Below are 20702 nucleotides of genomic sequence, written 5' to 3' on the forward strand. Positions count from 1 at the left end.
TTGACAATTCGCTGGCAGCTCTCGTTAAAACCAAGCCTTTATTCGGGAAATCTGCTACTGTTCCGCCTTTGTTATTCAGGAGACAGAGATGGCCACTATCAAGGATGTCGCCTCCAGGGCAGGCGTATCCATCTCCACCGTCTCACATGTACTCAATCACACCCGTCGGGTCAGCGAAGATGCAACCCAGAAAGTGCTTGAGGCGGTGGCAGAACTCAACTACGCGCCCAATTCGGTAGCGCGCAGCCTCAAGATCAACTCGACCAAGACCATAGGCATGCTGGTCACCACCAGTGCCAACCCCTTCTTCGCGGAAGTGGTGCAAGGGGTGGAAGCCTACTGCTTCGAACAGGGTTACAGCCTGATCCTGTGCAACACCGAGAACCAGCCCCCCCGTCAGCAGCACTATCTGCGCATGTTGATGGAGAAGCGGGTCGACGGCTTGCTGGTGCTGGGGACCGACATCGACACCCCGCTGCGGGACATGCTGCGGATCCACAAGAACGTGCCCCAGGTGGTACTGGACTGGGGAACCGAGTGCGACTTTGCCAACGTGATCAACGACAACGCCCGCATTGGTGCGCGCCTGGCCGTGCGTCATCTGCTGGAGCAGGGTCACACCGAGATCGTCTGCATCACGGGCCAGATCGACAAGCCGACCACCCAGCAGCGCTTGGACGGGGTGCGTGACGCCCTGGGCGAGCATGGCCTGACCCTGAAGGACGAGCAGATCTTCGAAGGGGACTACGAGAGCCAGAGCGGCTACGATGCCATGCAGCGGATCCTGGCCCTCAAGCCGCGGCCGACGGCGGTGTTTGCCTTCGACGATCCCATGGCCATAGGTGCCATCTGCGCCGCCTGGGAAGCCGGGGTCAAGGTGCCGGACGACATCTCCATGATCGGCTACGACGATGTGGAGATGGCGCGCTTCTCCAGCCCGCCGCTCACCACCATTCGCCACCCCAAGGCCGAGCTGGGCCTGCTGGCGGTGCAGCATCTGGTGAGCCGGATCCGCAACAAGGCCCTGGAAGTCGAGTCCATGACGGTTCAGCCCGAGCTGATCGTTCGTCGCTCGGTCAAGTCCCTGCGCTGATCGCCACTTCGGTTGTCCCCAAACCCCCTCCCTCGCGAGGGGGTTTTTGTTTTTGGGGCCCGGCGTCGCCCCTCAGGGCTTGAGGCCGAGCCGCCTGGCGAGCCGGTGCAGGTTGCCGCCGTCCAGCGCCAGCACCCGGGCGGTGGCGGCCCAGTTGCCGTCCTGGGCCGCCAGGGTCTGCTCTATCAGCTGGAGCTGGAAGGCGTCGGTGGCGGCGCGCAGGCCGAGGCCGGTGGCGACGGACGGGGCCGGGGTGGCCGTGCTGGCGGCAGGCGGCGGCGAGACCGCCGCCCCCAGATTGAAGTGGTGGGCATCCAGGGCCGGGGACTGGCTGCCCTGTTCGGCCCTGGCCAGCACGGCGGCTCTGTGGATGGCGTGCTCGAGTTCGCGCACGTTGCCCGGCCAGTCGTGACCCTCGAGCAGTGCCAGCGCCCCGGGCAGGATGCGCAGCCGCTCCAGCCCCAGGCTGACCCGGCAGCGTTCGCAAAAATAACCGGCCAGCAGGGGAATGTCGCCGGGGCGTTCCCGCAGCGCCGGGGCCAGGATCGGGAAGACGCTCAGGCGGTGGTAGAGATCGCTTCGAAACTGCCCCTCGACCACAGCCTGCTTCAGATCCCGGTTGGTGGCCGCCAGGATGCGCACATTGACCTTGAGGGGGGTGTCGTCACCTATGCGCTGCAGATCCCCGTATTGCAGCACCCGCAGCAGCTTGGCCTGCAGCGCCAGCGACAGCTCGCCAATCTCGTCCAGAAACAGGGTGCCCTTGTCCGCCAGCTCGAACTTGCCAGCCCTGTTGTGGATGGCGCCGGTGAAGGCCCCCTTCACGTGACCGAACAGCTCGCTTTCGGCCACCGACTCCGGCAGGGCGGCGCAGTTGAGATAGACCAGGGGCGCGCCGGCGCGGGGTGAGCCCTGATGCACCGCCTTGGCGATCAGCTCCTTGCCCACCCCCGTCTCCCCCAAAATCAGCACGTTCAGCTCCGAGCTCGCCACCACGTCTATCTCGTGGCGCAGCCGGGCCATGGCGGGGGAGTGGCCTATCATCTCCGGCTGGCCCTCGGCATGGGGGGCTGAGGCGAGGGGCTCGCTGCTTTGGCGGGCGAGGCGTTCCAGCAGCAGGGCGTTGCTGAGGGCGGCGGCGGCCAGGGCCCCCACCAGCCGCAACTCCTCGTCGCTGATGCCGTCGAACTGGGTCGGGTTCATGCCGTCTATGGTCAGGGCACCGATGAGGGTCTGATCTGAGAAGAGTGGCAGGCCTACGCAGGCGTGTACCTTGAAGTCGTCGTGATCCGGGATCAGACCGTCGTAGGGGTCGGGCAGGGAGCTGTCGGCGGGAAAGCGCACCACGTCGCCAGCGCGGGCTATGGCCTCCATGCGCGGGTGATCCTTGAGGGCGAAGCGGCGGCCCAGCACGTCCTGCATCAGGCCGTCGATGGCGAGCGGGATGAACTGGCCCCCCTCATAGCGCAGCAGGGCAGAGGCATCGGAGTGCAGCAGGCTGCGCACGCTCTGGATCAGACGGTGGAACCTGTCCTGGTGGGAGATGCCGAGTTGCAGGTCGAGGGCGATGCGCGCCAGGCTGTCGGTCGAGATCACGATGATTGTCCAAATGACAGTTTATTTGTGATTTTGACTATAGAGAGGGGCTGTCTAAATAACAATGACAGATATTGTAATCTAGTAAAAACAATAAGTTATAAGTTGGCACGTCCGCTGCAATAGGGAATTCAGTCACACATTCACTATTGCCTGCTGAGGAACTGCCTGATGAGCATTCACGTCAAGAACAACATCCACTGGGTCGGCCAACGAGACTGGGAGGTGCGCGACTTCCACGGCACCGAGTACAAGACCCACAAGGGCACCAGCTACAACAGCTACCTCATCCGCGAAGGGAAGAACGTGCTGATCGACACAGTCGATCACAAGTTCAGCCGGGAGTTCGTGCAGAATCTGGCGGCGGAGATCGATCTCGCTTCTATCGATTATGTGGTGATCAACCACGCCGAGGAGGATCACGCCGGCGCCCTGACCGAGCTGATGGCCCGTATCCCCGGCACCCCCATCTACTGCACCCACAACGCCATCGACTCCATCACAGGTCACCATCATCATCCGGAGTGGAACTTCCAGCCGGTGAAAACCGGCGACAGCCTGGACATAGGCAACGGCAAGCAGCTGGTGTTTATCGAGACCCCCATGCTGCACTGGCCCGACAGCATGATGACCTATATGACGGAGGACGCAGTGTTGTTCTCCAACGACGCCTTCGGCCAGCACTACTGCGACGAGCACCTGTTCAACGATGAGGTGGATCAGGTTGAGCTGATGGAGCAGTGCCAGCGCTACTACGCCAACATACTCACCCCCTTCAGCCCGCTGGTGACCGCCAAGATCAAGGAAGTGCTCGGCTTCAACCTGCCGGTGAGCATGGTGGCTACCTCCCACGGCATCGTCTGGCGCGAGGACCCCACCCAGATCATCCTGAAATACCTGGAGTGGGCCGACCACTATCAGGAAGACCGCATCACCCTCTTCTACGACTCCATGTCCAACAACACCCGCATGATGGCCGACGCCATCGCCCAGGGCATCCACGAGGTGGACCCGGGGGTGGCGGTGAAGATCTTCAACGTGGCCCGCCACGACAAGAACGAGATCCTGACCCAGGTGTTCCGCTCCAAGGGAGTGCTGGTGGGCTCTTCCACCATGAACAACGTCATGATGCCCAAGGTGGCGGGCATGCTCGAAGAGATCACCGGCCTGCGCTTCCGTAACAAGCGGGCCTCGGCCTTCGGCAGCTACGGCTGGACCGGCGGTGCGGTGGACAGGATCCAGACCCGGCTGATGGATGCGGGATTCGACATCAGCCTCTCCCTCAAGGCCAAGTGGCGCCCGGATGGCTCGGCGCTGGCCCTGTGCCGCGAGCACGGCCGTCAACTCGCCCGCCAGTGGGCCCTGCATCCGCTGGAAGCGCCCCGTCCAATCATCACAACTAGCGCCGCAGCGGCTCCGGTAGTTGAGGTAGGAGTTGAGGTGGGTGTCCCAGTTTTTTCCACAACTCAGACTGCGGTGACGCCTGCCCCCGTGATCGCCAAGGCGCCGCAAGCCGCACCGGCCGCCGCTGAATGGGACGACGATCAGCCCATGCTCTGCACCGTCTGCCAGTGGGTCTATGACCCGGCCCAGGGGGAGCCGGATCAGCTGGTGGCGCCGGGCACTCCCTGGGCACAGGTACCTGACAGCTTCCTCTGCCCGGGCTGCGGCATCGGCAAGGAGGTATTTGAACCCTGTGGGGCGGAGGCCTGTGTATGAATGCAGCAACCCTGAGTGACGCCGGTGCCAGCCGGGAGATAGTGGTGATCGGCAGCGGCTTTGCCGCCCAGCAGCTGGTCAAGAGTTTGCGCAAGCTGGATGGGGTGCAGCCCATCCGTCTCATCACCGCCGACAGCGGCGACGAGTACAACAAGCCGGACTTGAGCCACGTGGTGAGCCGGGGCTGTGCCGCCGCCGCCATGACCCGGCAGAGCGGCAGCGACTTTGCCGAGCAGCAGCGCATCACGCTGCTGCCCCACTGCCAGGTTCTCGGCATAGATCCCACCCGGCGCACCCTGTTGACCTCGCAGGGCAGCTTCCCCTACGGCCAGCTGGTGCTGGCCACCGGCGCCAGTGCGGCGCGCCCCGAGATACCGGGCAGCGAGCATCTGGTGACCCTCAACAGCCAGCAGGAGTACGCCGCCGCCGAGGGGCTGATCCAGCAGGCCAGACGCATCATGATATTGGGGGCCGGGCTGATTGGCTGCGAGCTGGCGATGGACATGGCGAGCGCAGGAAAAGAGGTGACGCTGGTGGATCTGGCCGACAGCCCGCTCAGCGCTCTGCTGCCTGCCACCCTGACCCAGCCGCTGCAACAGGCGCTGCGCAGTCAGGGGGTCAGTCTGCAGTTCGGGACGGGTATTGCCAGAATGGACGCCCAGCCCGGCGATGGCTGGCGAGTGACCCTGACCGACGGCCGCACCTGCGAGCAGGATCTGGTGATCGCCGCGATCGGCCTGCGGCCGAATCTGGCCCTGGCCCGGGGGGCCGGGCTGGAGGTGGAGCGTGGCATCCTGGTCGACGACAGCTTGCAGACCAGCGATCCCCATATCTTCGCGCTGGGGGATTGCGTGCAGTGGCGGGGCCAGCTGCTCCCCTTCCTGCAACCCATAGTGCTGGGGGCCAATGCGCTGGCGCGCACCCTGCTCGGCACCCCGACCCCGCTTATCCTGCCCCCCATGCTGATAAAGGTGAAGACGCCGCGCTATCCCTTGCAGCTGGCGGGCCGCACCCAGGGCGAGGATCTCGCCTGGCAGTGCCGCTGGAACAGCCAGGGCCTGGTGGCCGAGGCGCGCGGGGAAGATGGCGAGCTGTGCGGCTTCGTGGTGGGTGGGGATCAGATGAGCGCCGCCTTCCCGCTGCTGCGTCAGCTGCCCCGCTGATCCGCCAACTATTCAAGGCCGGGCAGACCGGCCATTCGAGGAGAACTGATATGGCCATGCAACTGATTCCGTCTCACTGGGTGGTGCGTCGCTCCACCCCCTTCTTCACCCGCGAGAATGTGCCCCAGGCCCTGCTCAGCCACCACAACACGGCGGCCGGGGTGTTCGGCCAGCTCTGCGTGATGGAGGGCACCGTCACCTATCACGGCTTTGCCGACGAACAGGCCGAACAGCCGGAGCTGAGCCTGGTGATCCGGGCCGGGGAGTTTGCCACCAGCCCGCCCCAGTACTGGCACAGGGTCGAGCTGTCGGAGGATGCTCGCTTCAATATCCACTTCTGGGCCGAGCAGGGTTCGTCGGATCAGCCCCTGTTCAACAGCCGAAAATAATAAGGTTCAACAGTCGCAAAGGGTGAGCGCCGGTGGGATCCATCCTGATGAATGGCCCCTCTGCCCATGCAGATCAAAATAATCAATTCAGATGTTCGTTATCCTGCCCCCTTATCCGAATGAGTGCTATGAGGGAGATGCATGAGCCTGATTGAAGCCATGACCATGGTGGCTGGCCTGGTCTATCTGGTGCTGCTGGCGTGGCAGGCGCGATCGAGCTGGCAGTGGCGTCTTGCCCTCGGCCTGCTGCTCATGCTCTGGTTGCTGGTGGCGGACAGCCTGCTCTGGATCGGGTTGGGGCTGGTGGTCGTCCCCCTCGCCCTGTGGCACAGATACCGGCCGCTGCCGGTACTCGGCGGGATCAACAGCCAGCCGCTGCGGGCCTGGACCCGCCACCTGCTGCTGCTCTGCTGGGGGCTGGTGGCGCTGCAGTATGGGCTCCATCTCTGGCAGTTGGGGCAGGGGGAGACCCCCTGGCTGGTGCGCCCCGACGTGGTCGACGGCTTCCTGCCCATCGCCGGCGGGCTCGGGCTACGGGCCTGGCTCGGCCAGGGCATCGCGGATCCGCACCATCCGGCGGCGACGGTGACAGTGCTGGTGCTCAGCCTGTCGGCCCTGTTGCTGGGGCGGGCGTTCTGCGCCTGGTTCTGCCCGCTCGGGCTGGTGGGGGAGTGGCTGTATCGTCTGCGCAGCCGCCTGCTGCCGGGGGAGTGGACGCCCCCCCTCTGGCTCGATGGGCTGCTGCGGGCCCAGAAGTTTCTGGTGCTCGGCTTCCTGCTGTTTATCGTGCTGATCGCGGTGCCCGGCGCCGCTCTGCCCGGCTATCTCGCCAGCCCCTACCATCAGGCGGCGGACATGAAGATGGGGGCCTTCTTCTTCAACCTGAACCTGCTCTCCGGGGCTTGCCTGGGCTGGGTGCTGCTGCTGACCGCCGCCTTCCGGCAGGGGTTCTGCCGCTATCTCTGCCCCTATGGCGCCTGGCTGGCCCTGCTCGGCCTGCTGACCCCGCTGCGCATCCGCCGGGATCCGGCCCGCTGCCTGCGCAGTGCGGGCCATGACTGTGACAGGTGCTCCCGCGCCTGTCCCTCCCGCATTCAGGTGCACCGACTCATCGCGGTGCGCAGCCTGGAGTGCAGCGGCTGCCTGAGCTGTGTGGCCGCCTGCCCCAAACGTGCCGATGCGCTGCACCTCGGCACGCCCCATCGCCGGCTCAGCCCCCAGCGGCTGCTGGGGTTGCTCTATCTGCTGTTGCTGATGCTGCCGCTGCTGGCCCACGGCCTGCTGGATCTCTGGGTCAGCCAGACCAGCCTGGCGGATCGATACTGGCTGCTGCAACGGCTGCCCTGGTTGAACCACTAAGCCGCCGCTGACGGGGACCCTGACCAGGGCTGTATAAATATTCCCCGCCAAACTGTTAGCGCCATCCCAAATCGTGGAAGTGGCAATTGATCATGGGCGGGGGCTCTCCATAATGGATCGGGTTATTCAACGTTGTTAATTCCAACCAGATGAGCAACAACATGGCTACCATGATCGCTTCGCCCAAGTGGTTTACCCTGGATCATAAAATCGCTTTCTTCTTCCCGCTGTAATATCCCCGCGGTGTCTGTGCATTCATCGAGATGTGACCGGCCCGTCTGCATACCTGATCTGAAATAGTCTGCACCTGTTCTCGTCTTGTTTATTGGCGAGGCGATGTCGTGCACCCGATCTCATTATTTGCGCGCTGCCAATGTTCTATTTTGGGCGGCTGATGAGACTCATCCTGAATATTTAAATATGGGTGTTTATATTATGGAAAACTTCAAGCATCTTCCCGAACCGTTCCGCATTCGTGTCATCGAGCCGGTCAAGCGTACCACCCGTGCCTACCGGGACGAGGCGATCGTCAGGGCAGGCATGAACCCCTTCCTGCTGGACAGCGAGGATGTCTTCATCGATCTGCTGACCGACAGCGGCACCGGCGCCATCACCCAGGACATGCAGGCCGCCATGCTGCGCGGCGACGAGGCCTACAGCGGCAGCCGCAGCTACTACGCCCTGCAGAAGGCGGTGCAGGAGATCTTCGGCTACTCCCTCACCATCCCCACCCACCAGGGGCGCGGCGCCGAGCAGATCTACATCCCGGTGCTGATCAAGAAGCGGGAGCAGGAGAAGGGGCTGGATCGCAAGAAGATGGTGGCGCTCTCCAACTACTTCTTCGACACCACCCAGGGGCATACCCAGATCAACTGCTGCGTGGCCAAGAACGTCTACACCAAGGAGGCGTTTGATACCTCGGTCACCGCCGACTTCAAGGGCAACTTCGATCTGGTCAAGCTGGAGGAGGCCATCCTGGAGGCGGGCCCGGCCAACGTGCCCTATATCGTCAGCACCATCACCTGCAACTCCGCCGGTGGCCAGCCGGTCTCCATCGCCAACCTGAAGGCGGTCTATGCCATCGCCCAACAATATGAGATTCCGGTCATCATGGACTCGGCCCGCTTCGCGGAGAACGCCTACTTCATCCAGCAGCGCGAGCCCGGCTACGCCGATTGGAGCATAGAGGCCATCACCATGGAGTCCTACAAGTACGCCGACGGTCTCGCCATGTCCGCGAAGAAGGATGCCATGGTGCAGATGGGCGGCCTGCTCTGCTTCAAGGACGACGGCATGCTGGACGTCTACACCGAGTGCCGCACCCTCTGCGTGGTGCAGGAGGGCTTCCCGACCTACGGCGGTCTGGAAGGGGGCGCCATGGAGCGACTCGCGGTCGGCCTGCGCGATGGCATGCGCCAGGACTGGCTGGCCTACCGCATCGGTCAGGTGCAGTACCTGGTGAATGGCCTCGAGGCGATCGGCGTGGTGTGCCAGCAGGCGGGAGGCCACGCGGCCTTCGTGGACGCCGGCAAGCTGCTGCCCCATATCCCGGCGGATCAGTTCCCGGCCCATGCGCTGGCGTGCGAGTTGTACAAGGTGGCGGGCATCCGGGCGGTGGAGATAGGCTCCCTGCTGCTGGGGCGGGATCCCGCCACCGGCAAGCAGCATCCCTGCCCGGCCGAGCTGCTGCGCCTCACCATACCGCGCGCCACCTATACCCAGACCCACATGGACTTTGTCATCGAGGCCTTCGGCGAGGTGAAGAAGAACGCCAGGAACGTGAAGGGGCTCGACTTTATCTATGAGCCAGCCGTGCTGCGCCACTTCACCGCCAGATTGAAGGAGGTCGAGCCTCAGGGTCAGGCGGTCAGCAAGAAGAGTGAAAAATTAATAGAAGCATAACGAGTCAGGGGCACTTAATCAGGTGCCTCTTTTTTTTTCACAGCTCTGTGAAATTTCGGGAGTGACAACACATGACATCGAAACCATCCGTGACGGGAGGGGCCTGCATTATTGCCAGCGTCTGTGTCGGCGCCGGCATGCTGGGGTTGCCGAGTGCGGGGGCGGGCGCCTGGACCAGCTGGTCCTCGTTGGCCATTATTCTCACCATGATCATCATGACGGTCTCCGGCTGGATGTTGCTGGAAGCCTTCAAACCCTATGAATTGACCGCCTCCTTCAATTCGGTGACCAAGGATCTGCTCGGTCACAAGATAAATATCTTCAACAACCTGACCGTCTATTTCGTCGGCGGCATTCTGCTGTATGCCTATATCACCTCCTCGGGTCTGATCCTGAGCGGCCTGCTCGGCATCAATAGTCAGCTGGCCTCGGTGCTGTTCGTGCTGGTGTTCTCCTGCTTCGTCTGGCATTCGACCCGGGCGGTGGATCGGGTTTCGGTCGTCTTGATCGCCTTTATGGTGCTGAGCTTCGTGTTCGGGGTGTCGGGCCTTGCCGCCAACATAGACGCGACCATGCTGTTCCACTCCCTCACCGAGGAGCTGGGTCAGGCGCCCTATGCCCTGGCCATGCTGCCGGTGGCGCTCACCTCCTTCGGCTACCACCACTCGGTGGCGTCGATGCGGGCCTATTACGGCGAGGAGCAGAAGGCCAAGCAGGCGATCCTGGGGGGCACCCTGATCGCGCTGGCGCTCTACCTGCTGTGGCTGCTGAGCATCTTCGGCAACCTGCCTCGCAATGCCTTCGGCCCCATCATCGCCAAGGGGGGCGACGTCGATGTGCTGCTCGGGGCGCTGGCCTCGGTGATCGAATCCAGGCGGGTATCCAACGCCATCAACCTCTTCTCCATGGCGGCCATCCTCTCCTCCTTCATCGGGGTGGGCCTGGGGGTGTTCGACTATCTGGCGGATCTGTTCAAGTTCGACAACAGCCGCCAGGGCCGTGCCAAGTCCTGGGGCGTCACCTTCCTGCCGCCTCTGGTGTTCTCCTTGCTGTTCCCCTTCGGCTTCGTGGTGGCCATCGGCTATGCCGGGGCGGCGGCGACCGTCTGGGCCTGCATCATCCCCGCCCTGCTGGCGAAAAAATCCCGGGAGCTGGCGCCACAAGGGGGCGGCTTCAAGGCCCCCGGTGGCCAGCCCATGGTGGTGGCCGTCATCCTGTTCGGGGTGCTGACGGCCATCTTCCACCTGATGGCCATGGCGGGCATGCTGCCCATCTATACCGGTTGACCTCAACCCTCCGGCAAGCCGACAGGGGGCGCCTGCGGGCGCCCCCTGTGGTGTCTGGCGCCTGAACCACCCCGAACAGGGGAGCAATGGCCGTATATCGCCCCCATTTCCCATCAATTCGCCCCCGGATTTGATACCCGAAGGCATGAAGGGTAAAGTCCCCCGGCGCCAGCATTGGCGAACGCAGGAGAAGCACGGCGGCGCGCCGTGACCAGTCAACAATCCGTTTGGGGGAGTAATGGAACAGAAACCATCGTTGGTGGGCGGGGCATGCATCATTGCCGGCGTCTGTGTGGGAGCCGGTATGTTGGGACTGCCGAGTGCGGGCGCGGGTGCCTGGAGCCTCTGGTCCATGCTCGCGGTGGCGCTGACCATGGTGGTGATGACGGTCTCTGGCTGGATGCTGCTCGAATCCTACAAGGGCTATCCGCTGCGCGTCTCCTTCGATACCGTGACCCGGGATCTGCTGGGGAACAAGGTCAATGCCCTCAACAACCTCAGCGTCTATTTCGTCGGCGGCATACTGCTCTACGCCTATATCACCTCGGCCGGTCTCATCATAGATGGCATGACGGGAATGGGCAGCCACTGGGCTTCCGTGCTGTTCACCCTGGTCTTCTCCGTGCTGGTGTGGCACTCCACCCAGGCGGTGGACCGCATCTCTGTGCTGCTGGTGATCCTGATGGGGCTGAGCTTTGCCTTCGGCATCTCTGGCCTGTCGATGAACATCCGCCTCGATCTCTTGCTCGATCGGGTCGGCAGTGAGACCCACTACGCCCCCTATGCCCTGGTGATGCTGCCGGTGGCGCTCACCTCCTTCGGCTATCACCACTCGGTGTCGTCCATGCGGGCCTACTACGGCGAGGAGCGCCGCGCCAGCCGCGCCATCCTGGGAGGGACCGTCATCGCCCTCACCTTCTACCTCATCTGGCTGGTGAGCGTGTTCGGCAACCTGCCCCGCAGCGAGTTTGGCCCGGTGATCGAGCAAGGGGGCAACGTGGATGCCCTGCTCAAGGCCCTGGGCTCGGTGATCGAATCCAAGGCGGTGGCCAATGCCCTCAACGCCTTCTCCATGGCGGCCATTCTCTCCTCCTTTATCGGGGTGGGCCTGGGGGTGTTCGACTATCTGGCGGATCTGTTCAAGTTCGACAACAGCCGGGGCGGCCGCGCCAAGTCCTGGGGCGTCACCTTCCTGCCGCCTCTGGTGCTCTCCTTGCTCTTCCCGTTCGGCTTCCTGGTGGCCATCGGCTATGCGGGCGCCGTGGCCACCCTGTGGACCTGCATCATACCGCCGCTGCTGGCCTGGAAGGTGCGCAAGGCCGCGCCTGCTGGCAGCGCGGGCTTCCGCGCTCCCGGCGGTATCCTGATGATAGGGCTGGTGATCCTGTTCGGGGTGCTGACCGCCGCCTTCCATCTGCTCAACATGGCGGGGCTGCTGCCTGTCTATACCGGCTGATCGGCTCTGATGCAGAAAAAGCGGCGCCTTCGGGCGCCGTTTTGCTTGGGTCGTCACGGGTAGAAGGGGTGGACACTTCGTCCGCCATCGAAGCGTTGCCCCGGCCATGGCATTACTCTGCGGACTCGAGTCACCAAGGAGAAGCAGGGATGTACGATATTCACGTGATGCTGCCCGATAACCCGGGCACACTGGGGCAGTTCGGGATCTTGATGGGGCGGGCCGGTGTCAGCCTGGAAGGGGGCGGCATGTTCACCCTGGGGGGCGCAGGCCATGCCCACTTTCTGGTGGGGGATGGCGCCGCTGCGGCCCGGGCCGCCGAGCAAGGGGGGCTGGAAGTGGTGGCCGTGCGCGAGGTGCTGGTGCGCCGCCTCAAGCAGGAGCTGCCGGGGCAGCTGGGGGCCATCTGCAGCGCTCTGGGGGAGGCCTCGGTCAACATCATCACCCTGTACAGCGACCATGCCAACCAGCTGATCCTGGTGACCGACGACATCGACAAGGCCCGCAGGGTCACGGCAGAGTGGCAATGACAGGGGCAAGCAGAGAGTAGCGAGATGAGCAAGCAGGATAGCCTGGAACAAGGTCTGGCGCAGGTGGCGGCCGCCATCGCCGATGGCAGCCGCGCCCGCATGTTGTGCGCCCTGATGGATGGGCGTGCCTGGACGGCAACCGAGCTGAGCCTGATGGCCGAGGTGTCGGCGTCAACCGCCAGCAGCCACCTGGCCCGGCTCCAGCAACAGGGGCTGACGGCCTGTGTCCGGCAGGGCAAGCATCGCTACTACCGCATCGCGAGCCATGAGGTGGCGCTGGTGGTGGAGCAACTGATGGGGCTGGTGGACATGGGCACGGGGGCGCTCAGGAGCAAGACCCCGGAGCGGCTGCGCTTTGCTCGTAGCTGTTATGACCATCTGGCGGGCGAGCTGGGGGTGAGGCTCCATGACGGCCTGATGAGCCAGGGCTGGCTGGAGGCTGAGGGCCATGGGCTGACCCCGCAGGGGGAGCAGCATCTCGGTCAGCTTGGCATCGACTGCGTGGCGACTGGCAAGCGCCCCTTCGCCTGCCACTGTCTCGACTGGAGCGAGCGACGCATGCATCTTGGCGGCCAGCTAGGTGCCCGCCTGCTCAGCCATATGCTGGACAAGGGGTGGTTGGTACGCGGGCTGGAGAGCCGTGAACTGACCCTGACCCCCAAGGGGCAGCGGCAGTTGAAACGGCAGCTCGGCATCGTGCTTTGAGGAGTCACAGCCTTGCCGGGGGGGCTGTGAGTCGGGAGCTTGGCCACAGGTTGATTGATTGCGGCCTTTCCATTGCGGCCTAAGGATTGAAAGCCCCAAACATGGTCATCATATGGGGCTTTTTACATTGGGCAGATATTGTTTCAGGCGGTCATAGGGGGTTATTCAACCGGGGTCAGACGGAAGCCTTTGCCTTGCATGCACAGGTTGATCAGCTCTGCCTGCTCTTCATCCTCGATCTTGTTGAGTTTGACCTGATATTGGCACTCGGATAAGGCATCTGTTCTCTGGGCTTCTGAGGCACCCGCTTTCGTATATTCGCTGCTGGGAGTGGAGGAGCAAGCACTCAGTACCAGAATGGCGCCAAGAAGGATAAGGTGACGTTTCATGAAAGTGCCCTTTGCAGTGATGCATATTGAAAATGCTGCCAATATGTTTTTCTATCACTTGACCCGACAGCTATTCCGGTCAATCCAATGACAGATATTTAGCCATTATATAGACCCCTGACTTTCAGATATTAACCGGGGCTGAATGAAGGCGCAGAAAGCATGATTGCCTTGCCGTCCAATTCATCTCTTCCAAGACATAACCCATCGAAAGACACCGGCAGATCGGCATCCTCCCCTCCCTGAGTTGGTCTCTCATTAGGAGGTCTCTCATTGGGACACCCACCTGATGGGAAATGGCGGATAACCTGAAAGCCCCATTCGTGTGCAGGCTGATTCCGGGGATGGAAGGCATGAAACTGCGGTGGTAGTGCGAGCTGTGAGCTTGAGCGAGCGTCAGTGGCTGCCTGTGGGCAATCAGTGCCCGTGCAGCGTCAACGAGGGCTGCTGTCATCGATCTATTGGTGGTGAACTCGCGAGGCTTTCAGGTATCAAGGACTGGGCTGATAACATCGCGTCTGGCCACAATGGGCGGCGTAGCGCTGACAGCAAAGCTTGTCACCAATGGCTCTGATACCGTGGCGCTGAAACAGGGTGACTTGCCCAAACCATTGCCCCTCTGCTATGCCCAGGCGCTGGAACACAGGTGCGAGATGGTGCGGGATATGGCCATGTTTATCCAGGCGAATAGCTCGCCCTGTCCAATCCACCAGCGCCAGATAATCGGCAAAATAGCAGGGGAGCGCCTCTGGCTTACCTTCTCTCGCAAAAGGCAACAACAAGGGAGCCGGTGTGGCTAGATCAGCTGTTTGCTCGATGCGTTGCTGGATGCTGGTGAAGTCGCTCTCCTCCGGAGTGGTCGCGATGCCAGCCCGAATGGGATTGAGGTCGACATAGGTCATGCAGGCCAGCAGCGCCGATTCGGTGAGCAGGGCCTGGCTTTTGAAGCGCCCCTCCCAGAAGCGCCCCTTGCAGCCATCTTCCTGATTGGCCTGGCGGGCCAGCGACTCGTTCAGCAAGCGTACCAGCCAGCTGATGGAATGGAGGCGCTCCCGCCACTGGGCGATCAGCTGGTGCACAAGGTCCAGCTCGGGTGCTATCAGTTCCTCTCCCTGATACCAGCGCCGTACCAACAAGGGCCACTGAAACAGGCGGGACCAGCGTTCAGCCACCTCCCGTTCACTCCACTCATGGGCAATGTTGGCCTGCACCTTGAGTACCAGATGATAGTGATTGCTCATCACGGCATAGGCGCAGATGCCGATGGCAAAGACCTGTGACAGCTGGCCCAGCTTGTCGGCAACCCATTGGCGCCTGTGCTCGTAGCTTTGGCCTGAGTGATCATCCTGGCCGCAAAGAAAGGCGCGCCGGACGCAGCGGCTGACCACGTGATAGTAAGGCGTATCGGCGAGGCTGATTTGGCGTGAACGGGCGATGGTCATGGCGGCTATCTCCTCGGGTCTCACGGTTTAAGGAAAGTGGAGGGGGCGTGAGTTGTCAAAGCTGGGGCTAGGTGGGTGTCCCAGCCCTTCATTGTGTCCCAGCCCTTCATTGGCGTCTGTGCTCGTAGCTTTGGCCTGAGTGAGCATCCTGGCCGCAGAGAAAGGCGCGCCGGACGCAGCGGCTGACCACGTGGTAGTAAGGCGTATCGGCGAGGCTGATCTGGCGTGAACGGGCGATGGTCATGGCGGCTCTCTCCTCGGGTCTCACGGTTTAAGAAAGGTGGAGGAGGCGTGAGTTGTCAAAGCTGGGATTAGGTGGGTGTCCCAGCCCTTCCGTCCCAGCCCTTCCATAGTTAATTTACAACTAAGTCATTTATTTTTATCTCTTTTTGCATTCTTCAGGAAAGAGTCGTTTCCAGTTATTTTATTTACTGCTTCCTGTATGCAAGCATCAGAATATAAATGTCTGTTAGATATAGCCTGATAATGATGAAACTCATTGTTGTTCTTTTTCCATCCGGCCTTCTCTACCAGAGATAAGAAACAATGGCTATTGAGGGCAGGTCTACCATTTTTATCTCGAGCAGGTAAGCAAGAGATAAGTTTCTCTTCTGAGTAATTGTCTTGCAGTATTCTGTTGATTTCTTTTACTGCAGTTCCCTGTGGGTATGGGTGCGTTTTTTCTGGGTCTACAGCTTTTTCTACAATCAGTGCATTTCGTAGGCTTTCTAAATCCTCTTTGCTGCCATTCGCATTTGCTAGAATTTTAAGTCCTGAACTATCTTTCTTTGCATAGACAAGGGATACATTTATTGGTATCGCAAAGTCAATATCATCATTTTCTTCTATTTCATCCTGTAATGTTTTTACTAGAGATAGAATTTCGTCACAGGAATCGCCATATTGCTCTCTAAGAATAGATATTGGTGGGATGTTAAAATCGCCAACAAGAGATAACATGCCTGCATGTTGATAAGAGAGAAATGGGACTTCAGAAAATGATTCGAATTGCGATGAATAGTTAATAACACCAGCCTGAAAAATCCTTGATGCCAAACCTTGTATCTCAGGCATTAGAAGGTGAACGGCGTTGTCACGCCAATCAGAGATTCTTTCAATGTTCTTTCTTATTCTGCTCTCTGAGCTTGGGAATATCTTGTCTAATGATTGGCGCAGAGAAATAGTTTATTTTATACCTTTTTTGCTTACAGTTGCATAGATGGTTTTTTCACCAAATTTTTCTATTACCATAGATTTAAGAAGTTGTTCCCACGCAGTTGAAAAAAGCATCACAAAACCATCCAATTTATTTTCAAGTGATGGTCTGTTATATAATTCAAGAGCTAGCATCATGTTATCTCTGGATTTCTTTAATAGCGCTCTTGCGAGACTGTTTTTACAGTTATGTCCTAACTCTCTATAGTTTTTGCTTTGAGATTGCTTTTTTCTGAATTCAGTGAAGTTTATATTTAGAGTGTTTTGTGCCTCAAATATATCTGTCTCTACCTGAACTATGAAGCTACTTATCCACCCTTTTCCTAAATATGATTTGAATGTTGATGGTTTCCACCCTGTGGCAGCGATTACATCTTCTTTCGAAAAATAGGAGTTTGTCTTCTGCTTTTCTTTCAAAAACTCATAGAATTTTTCTTGGGCTTTTATCTTTGACATATCAGTACTCACTTTTTCAGTGTTTGTATCAAAGGAACACTAGACATGTACTAGGTCAATAAAATAATCCCATATGTATGACATACCTCAAAATAAAAACGGCGCCTTTCGGCGCCGTTTTTTGATTTAGCCAACAAACCTCAATTACTGCAGCAGCGAGATATCCGCGACTTGCAGGAACAGGTTGCGCAGGTTGTTCAGCAGCGCCAGACGGTTGGCCTTGAGGGCCTCGTCGTCTGCCATCACCATCACCTCGTTGAAGAAGGTGTCGACCGGCTCGCGCAGGGCGGCCAGACGGGTGAGGGCGGCCTGGTAGTCACCGGCAGCGAACAGCGGCGCCAGTTCGGCTTGCAGGGCAGCAACCTGAGTGGCCAGCGCCTTCTCGGCAGCGTCTTGCAGCAGTTCCGGTTTGACGGCAGTCGGCAGTTCGCCTTCGACCTTGGCCAGAATGTTGCTCACGCGCTTGTTGGCGGCAGCCAGTGCCAGTGCGGCATCCAGGCTGCGGAAGTGGCTGACGGCCTTGACGCGACGATCGAAGTCGAGCGGACGGGTCGGGCGGCGGGCCAGCACGGCCAGCACCACGTCGGCACCAATGCCTTCGTCCTGATAGGCGGCGCGGAAGCGGCCCAGCATAAAGTCGACCACGTCGGTGACGACGGTCTTGTTGGTCAGCTTGTCGCCGTAGACGCGTACTGCTTCTTCCACCAGTTCAACCAGATCCAGGTCCAGCTGCTTCTCGGTCATGATGCGCAGGGCACCGATGGCGGCGCGACGCAGGGCGAACGGATCCTTGTCACCTTTGGGCAGCATGCCGATGCCGAAGATACCGGCCAGGGTGTCGAGCTTGTCGGCCAGCGCCACGGCGCAGGCTTCCAGAGCGGACGGCAGGGCATCACCGGCGAAGCGCGGCATGTACTGCTCGTTCAGGGCCACGGCCACCACTTCGTCTTCGCCGTCGTGACGGGCGTAGTGCATCCCCATGACGCCCTGGGTGCTGGCGAACTCGCCGACCATGTTGGTCATGAGATCACACTTGGAGAGCAGGCCGGCACGCTTGGCCTGAGCCACGTTGGCACCGATGCGCTCGGCGATGAAGCCGGCGACGGTCTCGATGCGCTCGACCTTGGCCCGGACTGTGCCGAGCTGCTGCTGGAACAGCACGGTTTCGAGGCGCGGCAGGCGGGAGGCCAGGCTCTGCTTGAGGTCGGTCTTGAAGAAGAACTCTGCGTCAGACAGACGGGGGCGAACCACCTTCTCGTTGCCGCTGATGATCTGGCTCGGGTCTTTGGACTCGATGTTGGTGACGAAGATGAACTTCGGCAGCAGCTTGCCGCTCTTGTCGTAGACCGGGAAGTACTTCTGGTCACCCTTCATGGTGTGAACCAGCGCCTCGGCGGGAACGGCCAGGAACTTCTCTTCGAAGTTGGCGGTCAGCACCACAGGCCATTCGACCAGTGCGGTGACCTCTTCCAGCAGGGCGTCGTCCAGATCGGCGACGCCACCGAAGGCGGCAGCGGCCGCTTCGACGTCAGCCTTGATCTTGGCCTTGCGGGCCATAAAGTCGGCCACCACCATACCGCGCTCCAGCAGGATCTGCGGGTACTGGTCGGCATTGTCGATGGTGAACTCGCTCTCGCCCATAAAGCGGTGACCGCGGATGGTGCGGGCGGAGTCGATACCCAGAATGTGAGCGGGCACCAGATCCCCATCCAGCAGCAGGGTCACGGTGAACACCGGACGCACGAACTGGATGGTCTTGTCGCCCCAGCGCATCATCTTGGGGATGGGCAGCTTGGCCAGAGATGAAGCTACAAGCTCACCCAGCAGCTCGCGCGCCGGACGGCCTTCAACCTTGGCGGTGTGTACCAGCCACTCGCCCTTGTCGGTGACCAGACGCTCGGCCTGTTCAACGGTGATGCCGTTGCCACGGGCCCAGCCTTCGGCGGCCTTGGTCGGCTTGCCATCGGCATCGAACGCCTGGGAGACGGCCGGGCCGCGCTTCTCGACGCTCTTGCTCGGCTGCTCGCCAGCCAGCTCACTCACTTTCAGCGCCAGACGACGCGGTGAGGCGAACCACTCGACGTCGCCGAAGGCCAGATCGGCCTTGGTCAGCTCGGCTTTGAAGTTGTCGGCAAAGGCTTCGGCCAGGGTGCGCAGCGCCTTGGGTGGCAGCTCGGCGGTACCGATCTCTACCAGAAATGTATGTTGTGCCATGTCCGTTCCTTAACCTTGCTTGTTCTCAGTGCGCTGACACATGGGGAAGCCCAGCGCCTCGCGGGAGGCGTAGTAAGCCTCGGCCACGGCCTTGGTCAGGGTGCGAATGCGCAGTATGTAGCGCTGACGCTCGGTGACCGAGATGGCCTTGCGGGCATCCAGCAGGTTGAAGGAGTGCGCGGCCTTGAGGATGCGCTCGTAGGCGGGCAGCGGCAGCGGTTTTTCCAGTGCCAGCAGGTGCTGGGCTTCCTTCTCGTACTGCTCGAAGCAGTGGAACAGGAAGTCCACGTCGGCGTGTTCGAAGTTGTAGGTGGACTGCTCCACCTCGTTCTGGTGGAACACGTCGCCGTAGGTGGTCTTGCCCAGGGGGCCATCGGACCAGACCAGGTCATAGACGCTGTCCACGCCCTGGATATACATGGCCAGACGCTCGAGACCATAGGTGATCTCGCCGGTGACCGGCTTGCACTCGAGGCCGCCAACCTGCTGGAAGTAGGTGAACTGAGTCACTTCCATGCCGTTGAGCCAGACTTCCCAACCCAGACCCCAGGCACCCAGAGTCGGGTTTTCCCAGTTGTCTTCCACGAAGCGGATGTCGTGGATCTCGGGATCCATGCCCAGCTCCTTCAGGGAGCCGAGGTAGAGTTCCTGGATGTTGTCGGGGGACGGCTTGATGATCACCTGGAACTGGTAATAGTGCTGCAGGCGGTTCGGGTTCTCACCGTAGCGGCCATCGGTGGGACGGCGGGACGGTTGCACGTAAGCGCAGGCGATGGGCTCCGGGCCCAGGGCGCGCAGGCAGGTCATGGGGTGGGAGGTACCGGCACCCACTTCCATATCCAGCGGCTGAATGATGGTACAGCCCTGGCGGGACCAATAGTCCTGCAGCTGCAGGATCAGGCCCTGAAAGGTTTTGACATCGAATTTTTGCATAGTGTTTTTCGCGCGAAGTGAAATCAGAGCAAGATTTGCTGAATGTGAACCGAAGGAGTATACCGTCTGGCATGGTCGGATAATAGGCGAAATTGTAGGGGATTCATGGGGCGGGGCTGCGCCGGGCCTGGTTGGCCCGGGATGAAAGCCCCGTCATGTTGCCGACGAAATCCCCTTGTCGGACAGAGAGTCGGACAGAGAAAAATAACAGGAGACGAGGAATGGAACTGCGCTGCGCCTGGGTGACCAGGGACCCGGAATATATCGAATACCATGACAGACAGTGGGGGCGGCCGGTCTATGACTCCCGCGAGCTGTTTGCCAAGATCTGCCTCGATGGCCAGCAGGCGGGGCTCTCCTGGATCACCATTCTCAAGCGCACCGACAGCTATTACCGCGCCTATGCCGACTTCGATCCCACCCTCATCGTCCGGTTCGACGAGCAGGATGTGGAGCGGCTGATGCAGGACAAAGGCATCATCCGCAACCGCCTCAAGGTGCAGTCGATCATCAAAAACGCTCGCGCCTATCTGGCGCTGGAGGCGCAGGGGATCGACTTCGCGGACTATCTGTGGGGCTTCGTCGGCGGCGCTCCCATCGTCAATCAGCGGCAGGGCAACGGCGATATCCCGGCCACCTCACCGGAGTCGGATGCCATGGCCAAGGCCCTCAAGAAGCTGGGCTTCACCTTCGTCGGCAGCACCATCTGCTACGCCTTCATGCAGGCGGTGGGCATGGTGAACGATCATCTGGTGACCTGCCCCTGTCACGCCGAGTGCCAGCAGTCAGGGACGCCGGAATAAGCGGCCGGAGCAGAGGAAGAAGGGAGGCATGCTGCCTCCCTTCTTCGTTGTG

17 protein-coding genes and 2 pseudogenes are annotated in these 20702 nt (G+C 60.9%); 12 read left to right on the forward strand and 7 right to left on the reverse strand.

Translation table 11 applies throughout. The features are described 5' to 3' along the window. Positions 1–88 precede the first annotated feature (88 nt). Positions 89–1093, forward strand: a complete 1005-nt coding sequence (locus tag AB5Y91_RS02125) for a substrate-binding domain-containing protein (protein ID WP_106885418.1) — start codon at positions 89–91, stop codon at positions 1091–1093. Between the two features lie 72 nt (positions 1094–1165). Here the strand turns inward: AB5Y91_RS02125 and norR are convergent, their stop codons facing one another. Further along, a complete protein-coding gene (gene norR, locus AB5Y91_RS02130; protein WP_368168956.1) occupies positions 1166–2689 on the reverse strand; it encodes a nitric oxide reductase transcriptional regulator NorR in 1524 nt (507 codons plus the stop codon). Positions 2690–2860: 171 nt separating this feature from the next. Between norR and norV the strand changes: the two genes are divergently transcribed. From norV to AB5Y91_RS02180, 10 genes are all read left to right on the forward strand, one after another. Then, positions 2861–4408, forward strand: a complete 1548-nt coding sequence (gene norV, locus AB5Y91_RS02135; RefSeq protein ID WP_368168957.1) for an anaerobic nitric oxide reductase flavorubredoxin — start codon at positions 2861–2863, stop codon at positions 4406–4408. Next, a complete protein-coding gene (norW, locus tag AB5Y91_RS02140; RefSeq protein WP_368168958.1) occupies positions 4405–5571 on the forward strand; it encodes an NADH:flavorubredoxin reductase NorW in 1167 nt (388 codons plus the stop codon). Before norV ends, norW begins: the two co-directional genes overlap by 4 nt. A 50-nt stretch (positions 5572–5621) precedes the next feature. Continuing rightward, entirely contained in the window at positions 5622–5960 is a 339-nt protein-coding gene (locus tag AB5Y91_RS02145) for a DUF1971 domain-containing protein (protein ID WP_368168959.1), read from the forward strand. 141 nt (positions 5961–6101) lie between these two features. Then, positions 6102–7319 carry a 4Fe-4S binding protein gene (locus AB5Y91_RS02150; protein WP_368168960.1) on the forward strand — a complete coding sequence of 406 codons (1218 nt, stop codon included), beginning with the start codon at positions 6102–6104 and terminating at the stop codon, positions 7317–7319. 170 nt (positions 7320–7489) lie between these two features. Next, positions 7490–7552 (forward strand): tryptophanase leader peptide, encoded by a 63-nt coding sequence (gene tnaC, locus AB5Y91_RS02155; RefSeq protein WP_368168979.1) that lies wholly within the window; start codon positions 7490–7492, stop codon positions 7550–7552. 202 nt (positions 7553–7754) lie between these two features. Further along, positions 7755–9221 carry a tryptophanase gene (gene tnaA, locus AB5Y91_RS02160; protein ID WP_368168961.1) on the forward strand — a complete coding sequence of 489 codons (1467 nt, stop codon included), beginning with the start codon at positions 7755–7757 and terminating at the stop codon, positions 9219–9221. A 71-nt stretch (positions 9222–9292) separates the two neighbouring features. Beyond that, complete coding sequence (locus AB5Y91_RS02165) at positions 9293–10507, forward strand: aromatic amino acid transporter (RefSeq protein ID WP_368168962.1); 1215 nt, start codon at positions 9293–9295, stop codon at positions 10505–10507. 238 nt (positions 10508–10745) lie between these two features. After that, positions 10746–11963, forward strand: coding sequence for an aromatic amino acid transporter (locus AB5Y91_RS02170; protein WP_368168963.1), 1218 nt, complete (start codon positions 10746–10748; stop codon positions 11961–11963). 149 nt (positions 11964–12112) lie between these two features. After that, the gene (locus AB5Y91_RS02175; RefSeq protein WP_368168964.1) at positions 12113–12493 is read left to right on the forward strand and encodes an amino acid-binding protein; all 381 of its coding nucleotides are present in this window, start codon (positions 12113–12115) and stop codon (positions 12491–12493) included. Between the two features lie 24 nt (positions 12494–12517). Continuing rightward, a complete protein-coding gene (locus tag AB5Y91_RS02180) occupies positions 12518–13198 on the forward strand; it encodes an ArsR/SmtB family transcription factor (RefSeq protein WP_368168965.1) in 681 nt (226 codons plus the stop codon). A 161-nt stretch (positions 13199–13359) separates the two neighbouring features. Here the strand turns inward: AB5Y91_RS02180 and AB5Y91_RS02185 are convergent, their stop codons facing one another. From AB5Y91_RS02185 to glyQ, 6 genes and pseudogenes are all read right to left on the reverse strand, one after another. Beyond that, a complete protein-coding gene (locus AB5Y91_RS02185) occupies positions 13360–13587 on the reverse strand; it encodes a lipoprotein (protein WP_159392280.1) in 228 nt (75 codons plus the stop codon). A gap of 491 nt (positions 13588–14078) precedes the next feature. Further along, a complete protein-coding gene (locus AB5Y91_RS02190) occupies positions 14079–15029 on the reverse strand; it encodes a transposase (protein ID WP_368168966.1) in 951 nt (316 codons plus the stop codon). A gap of 109 nt (positions 15030–15138) precedes the next feature. Beyond that, positions 15139–15273 (reverse strand): annotated as a pseudogene (locus AB5Y91_RS02195) (alpha-amylase family glycosyl hydrolase); the annotation flags it as partial. A 125-nt stretch (positions 15274–15398) separates the two neighbouring features. Next, positions 15399–16700: pseudogene (locus tag AB5Y91_RS02200) on the reverse strand (DUF3644 domain-containing protein). A gap of 144 nt (positions 16701–16844) precedes the next feature. Then, positions 16845–18914 (reverse strand): glycine--tRNA ligase subunit beta, encoded by a 2070-nt coding sequence (gene glyS / locus AB5Y91_RS02205; RefSeq protein WP_368168967.1) that lies wholly within the window; start codon positions 18912–18914, stop codon positions 16845–16847. Between the two features lie 9 nt (positions 18915–18923). Continuing rightward, on the reverse strand, positions 18924–19847 hold the full coding sequence (glyQ, locus tag AB5Y91_RS02210) for a glycine--tRNA ligase subunit alpha (RefSeq protein WP_025328800.1): 924 nt from the start codon (positions 19845–19847) through the stop codon (positions 18924–18926). 221 nt (positions 19848–20068) lie between these two features. Here glyQ and AB5Y91_RS02215 point away from each other — a divergent pair, with 221 nt between their 5' ends. Next, the gene (locus AB5Y91_RS02215) at positions 20069–20650 is read left to right on the forward strand and encodes a DNA-3-methyladenine glycosylase I (RefSeq protein ID WP_368168968.1); all 582 of its coding nucleotides are present in this window, start codon (positions 20069–20071) and stop codon (positions 20648–20650) included. The last annotated feature ends 52 nt before the right edge of the window (positions 20651–20702 follow it).

The organism is Aeromonas sp. R4-3, assembly GCF_040908275.1.
Classification (GTDB): domain Bacteria; phylum Pseudomonadota; class Gammaproteobacteria; order Enterobacterales; family Aeromonadaceae; genus Aeromonas; species Aeromonas rivipollensis.

Coding starts and splice junctions, on each gene's coding strand:
- AB5Y91_RS02175 (WP_368168964.1), top strand. CDS start 12,113: ATGTACGATATTCACGTGATGCTGCCCGATAACCCGGGCACACTGGGG.
- AB5Y91_RS02185 (WP_159392280.1), bottom strand. CDS start 13,587: ATGAAACGTCACCTTATCCTTCTTGGCGCCATTCTGGTACTGAGTGCT.
- AB5Y91_RS02180 (WP_368168965.1), top strand. CDS start 12,518: ATGAGCAAGCAGGATAGCCTGGAACAAGGTCTGGCGCAGGTGGCGGCC.
- AB5Y91_RS02170 (WP_368168963.1), top strand. CDS start 10,746: ATGGAACAGAAACCATCGTTGGTGGGCGGGGCATGCATCATTGCCGGC.
- AB5Y91_RS02190 (WP_368168966.1), bottom strand. CDS start 15,029: ATGACCATCGCCCGTTCACGCCAAATCAGCCTCGCCGATACGCCTTAC.
- AB5Y91_RS02150 (WP_368168960.1), top strand. CDS start 6,102: ATGAGCCTGATTGAAGCCATGACCATGGTGGCTGGCCTGGTCTATCTG.
- AB5Y91_RS02145 (WP_368168959.1), top strand. CDS start 5,622: ATGGCCATGCAACTGATTCCGTCTCACTGGGTGGTGCGTCGCTCCACC.
- glyQ (WP_025328800.1), bottom strand. CDS start 19,847: ATGCAAAAATTCGATGTCAAAACCTTTCAGGGCCTGATCCTGCAGCTG.
- AB5Y91_RS02165 (WP_368168962.1), top strand. CDS start 9,293: ATGACATCGAAACCATCCGTGACGGGAGGGGCCTGCATTATTGCCAGC.
- norV (WP_368168957.1), top strand. CDS start 2,861: ATGAGCATTCACGTCAAGAACAACATCCACTGGGTCGGCCAACGAGAC.
- tnaA (WP_368168961.1), top strand. CDS start 7,755: ATGGAAAACTTCAAGCATCTTCCCGAACCGTTCCGCATTCGTGTCATC.
- AB5Y91_RS02215 (WP_368168968.1), top strand. CDS start 20,069: ATGGAACTGCGCTGCGCCTGGGTGACCAGGGACCCGGAATATATCGAA.
- glyS (WP_368168967.1), bottom strand. CDS start 18,914: ATGGCACAACATACATTTCTGGTAGAGATCGGTACCGCCGAGCTGCCA.
- norW (WP_368168958.1), top strand. CDS start 4,405: ATGAATGCAGCAACCCTGAGTGACGCCGGTGCCAGCCGGGAGATAGTG.
- AB5Y91_RS02125 (WP_106885418.1), top strand. CDS start 89: ATGGCCACTATCAAGGATGTCGCCTCCAGGGCAGGCGTATCCATCTCC.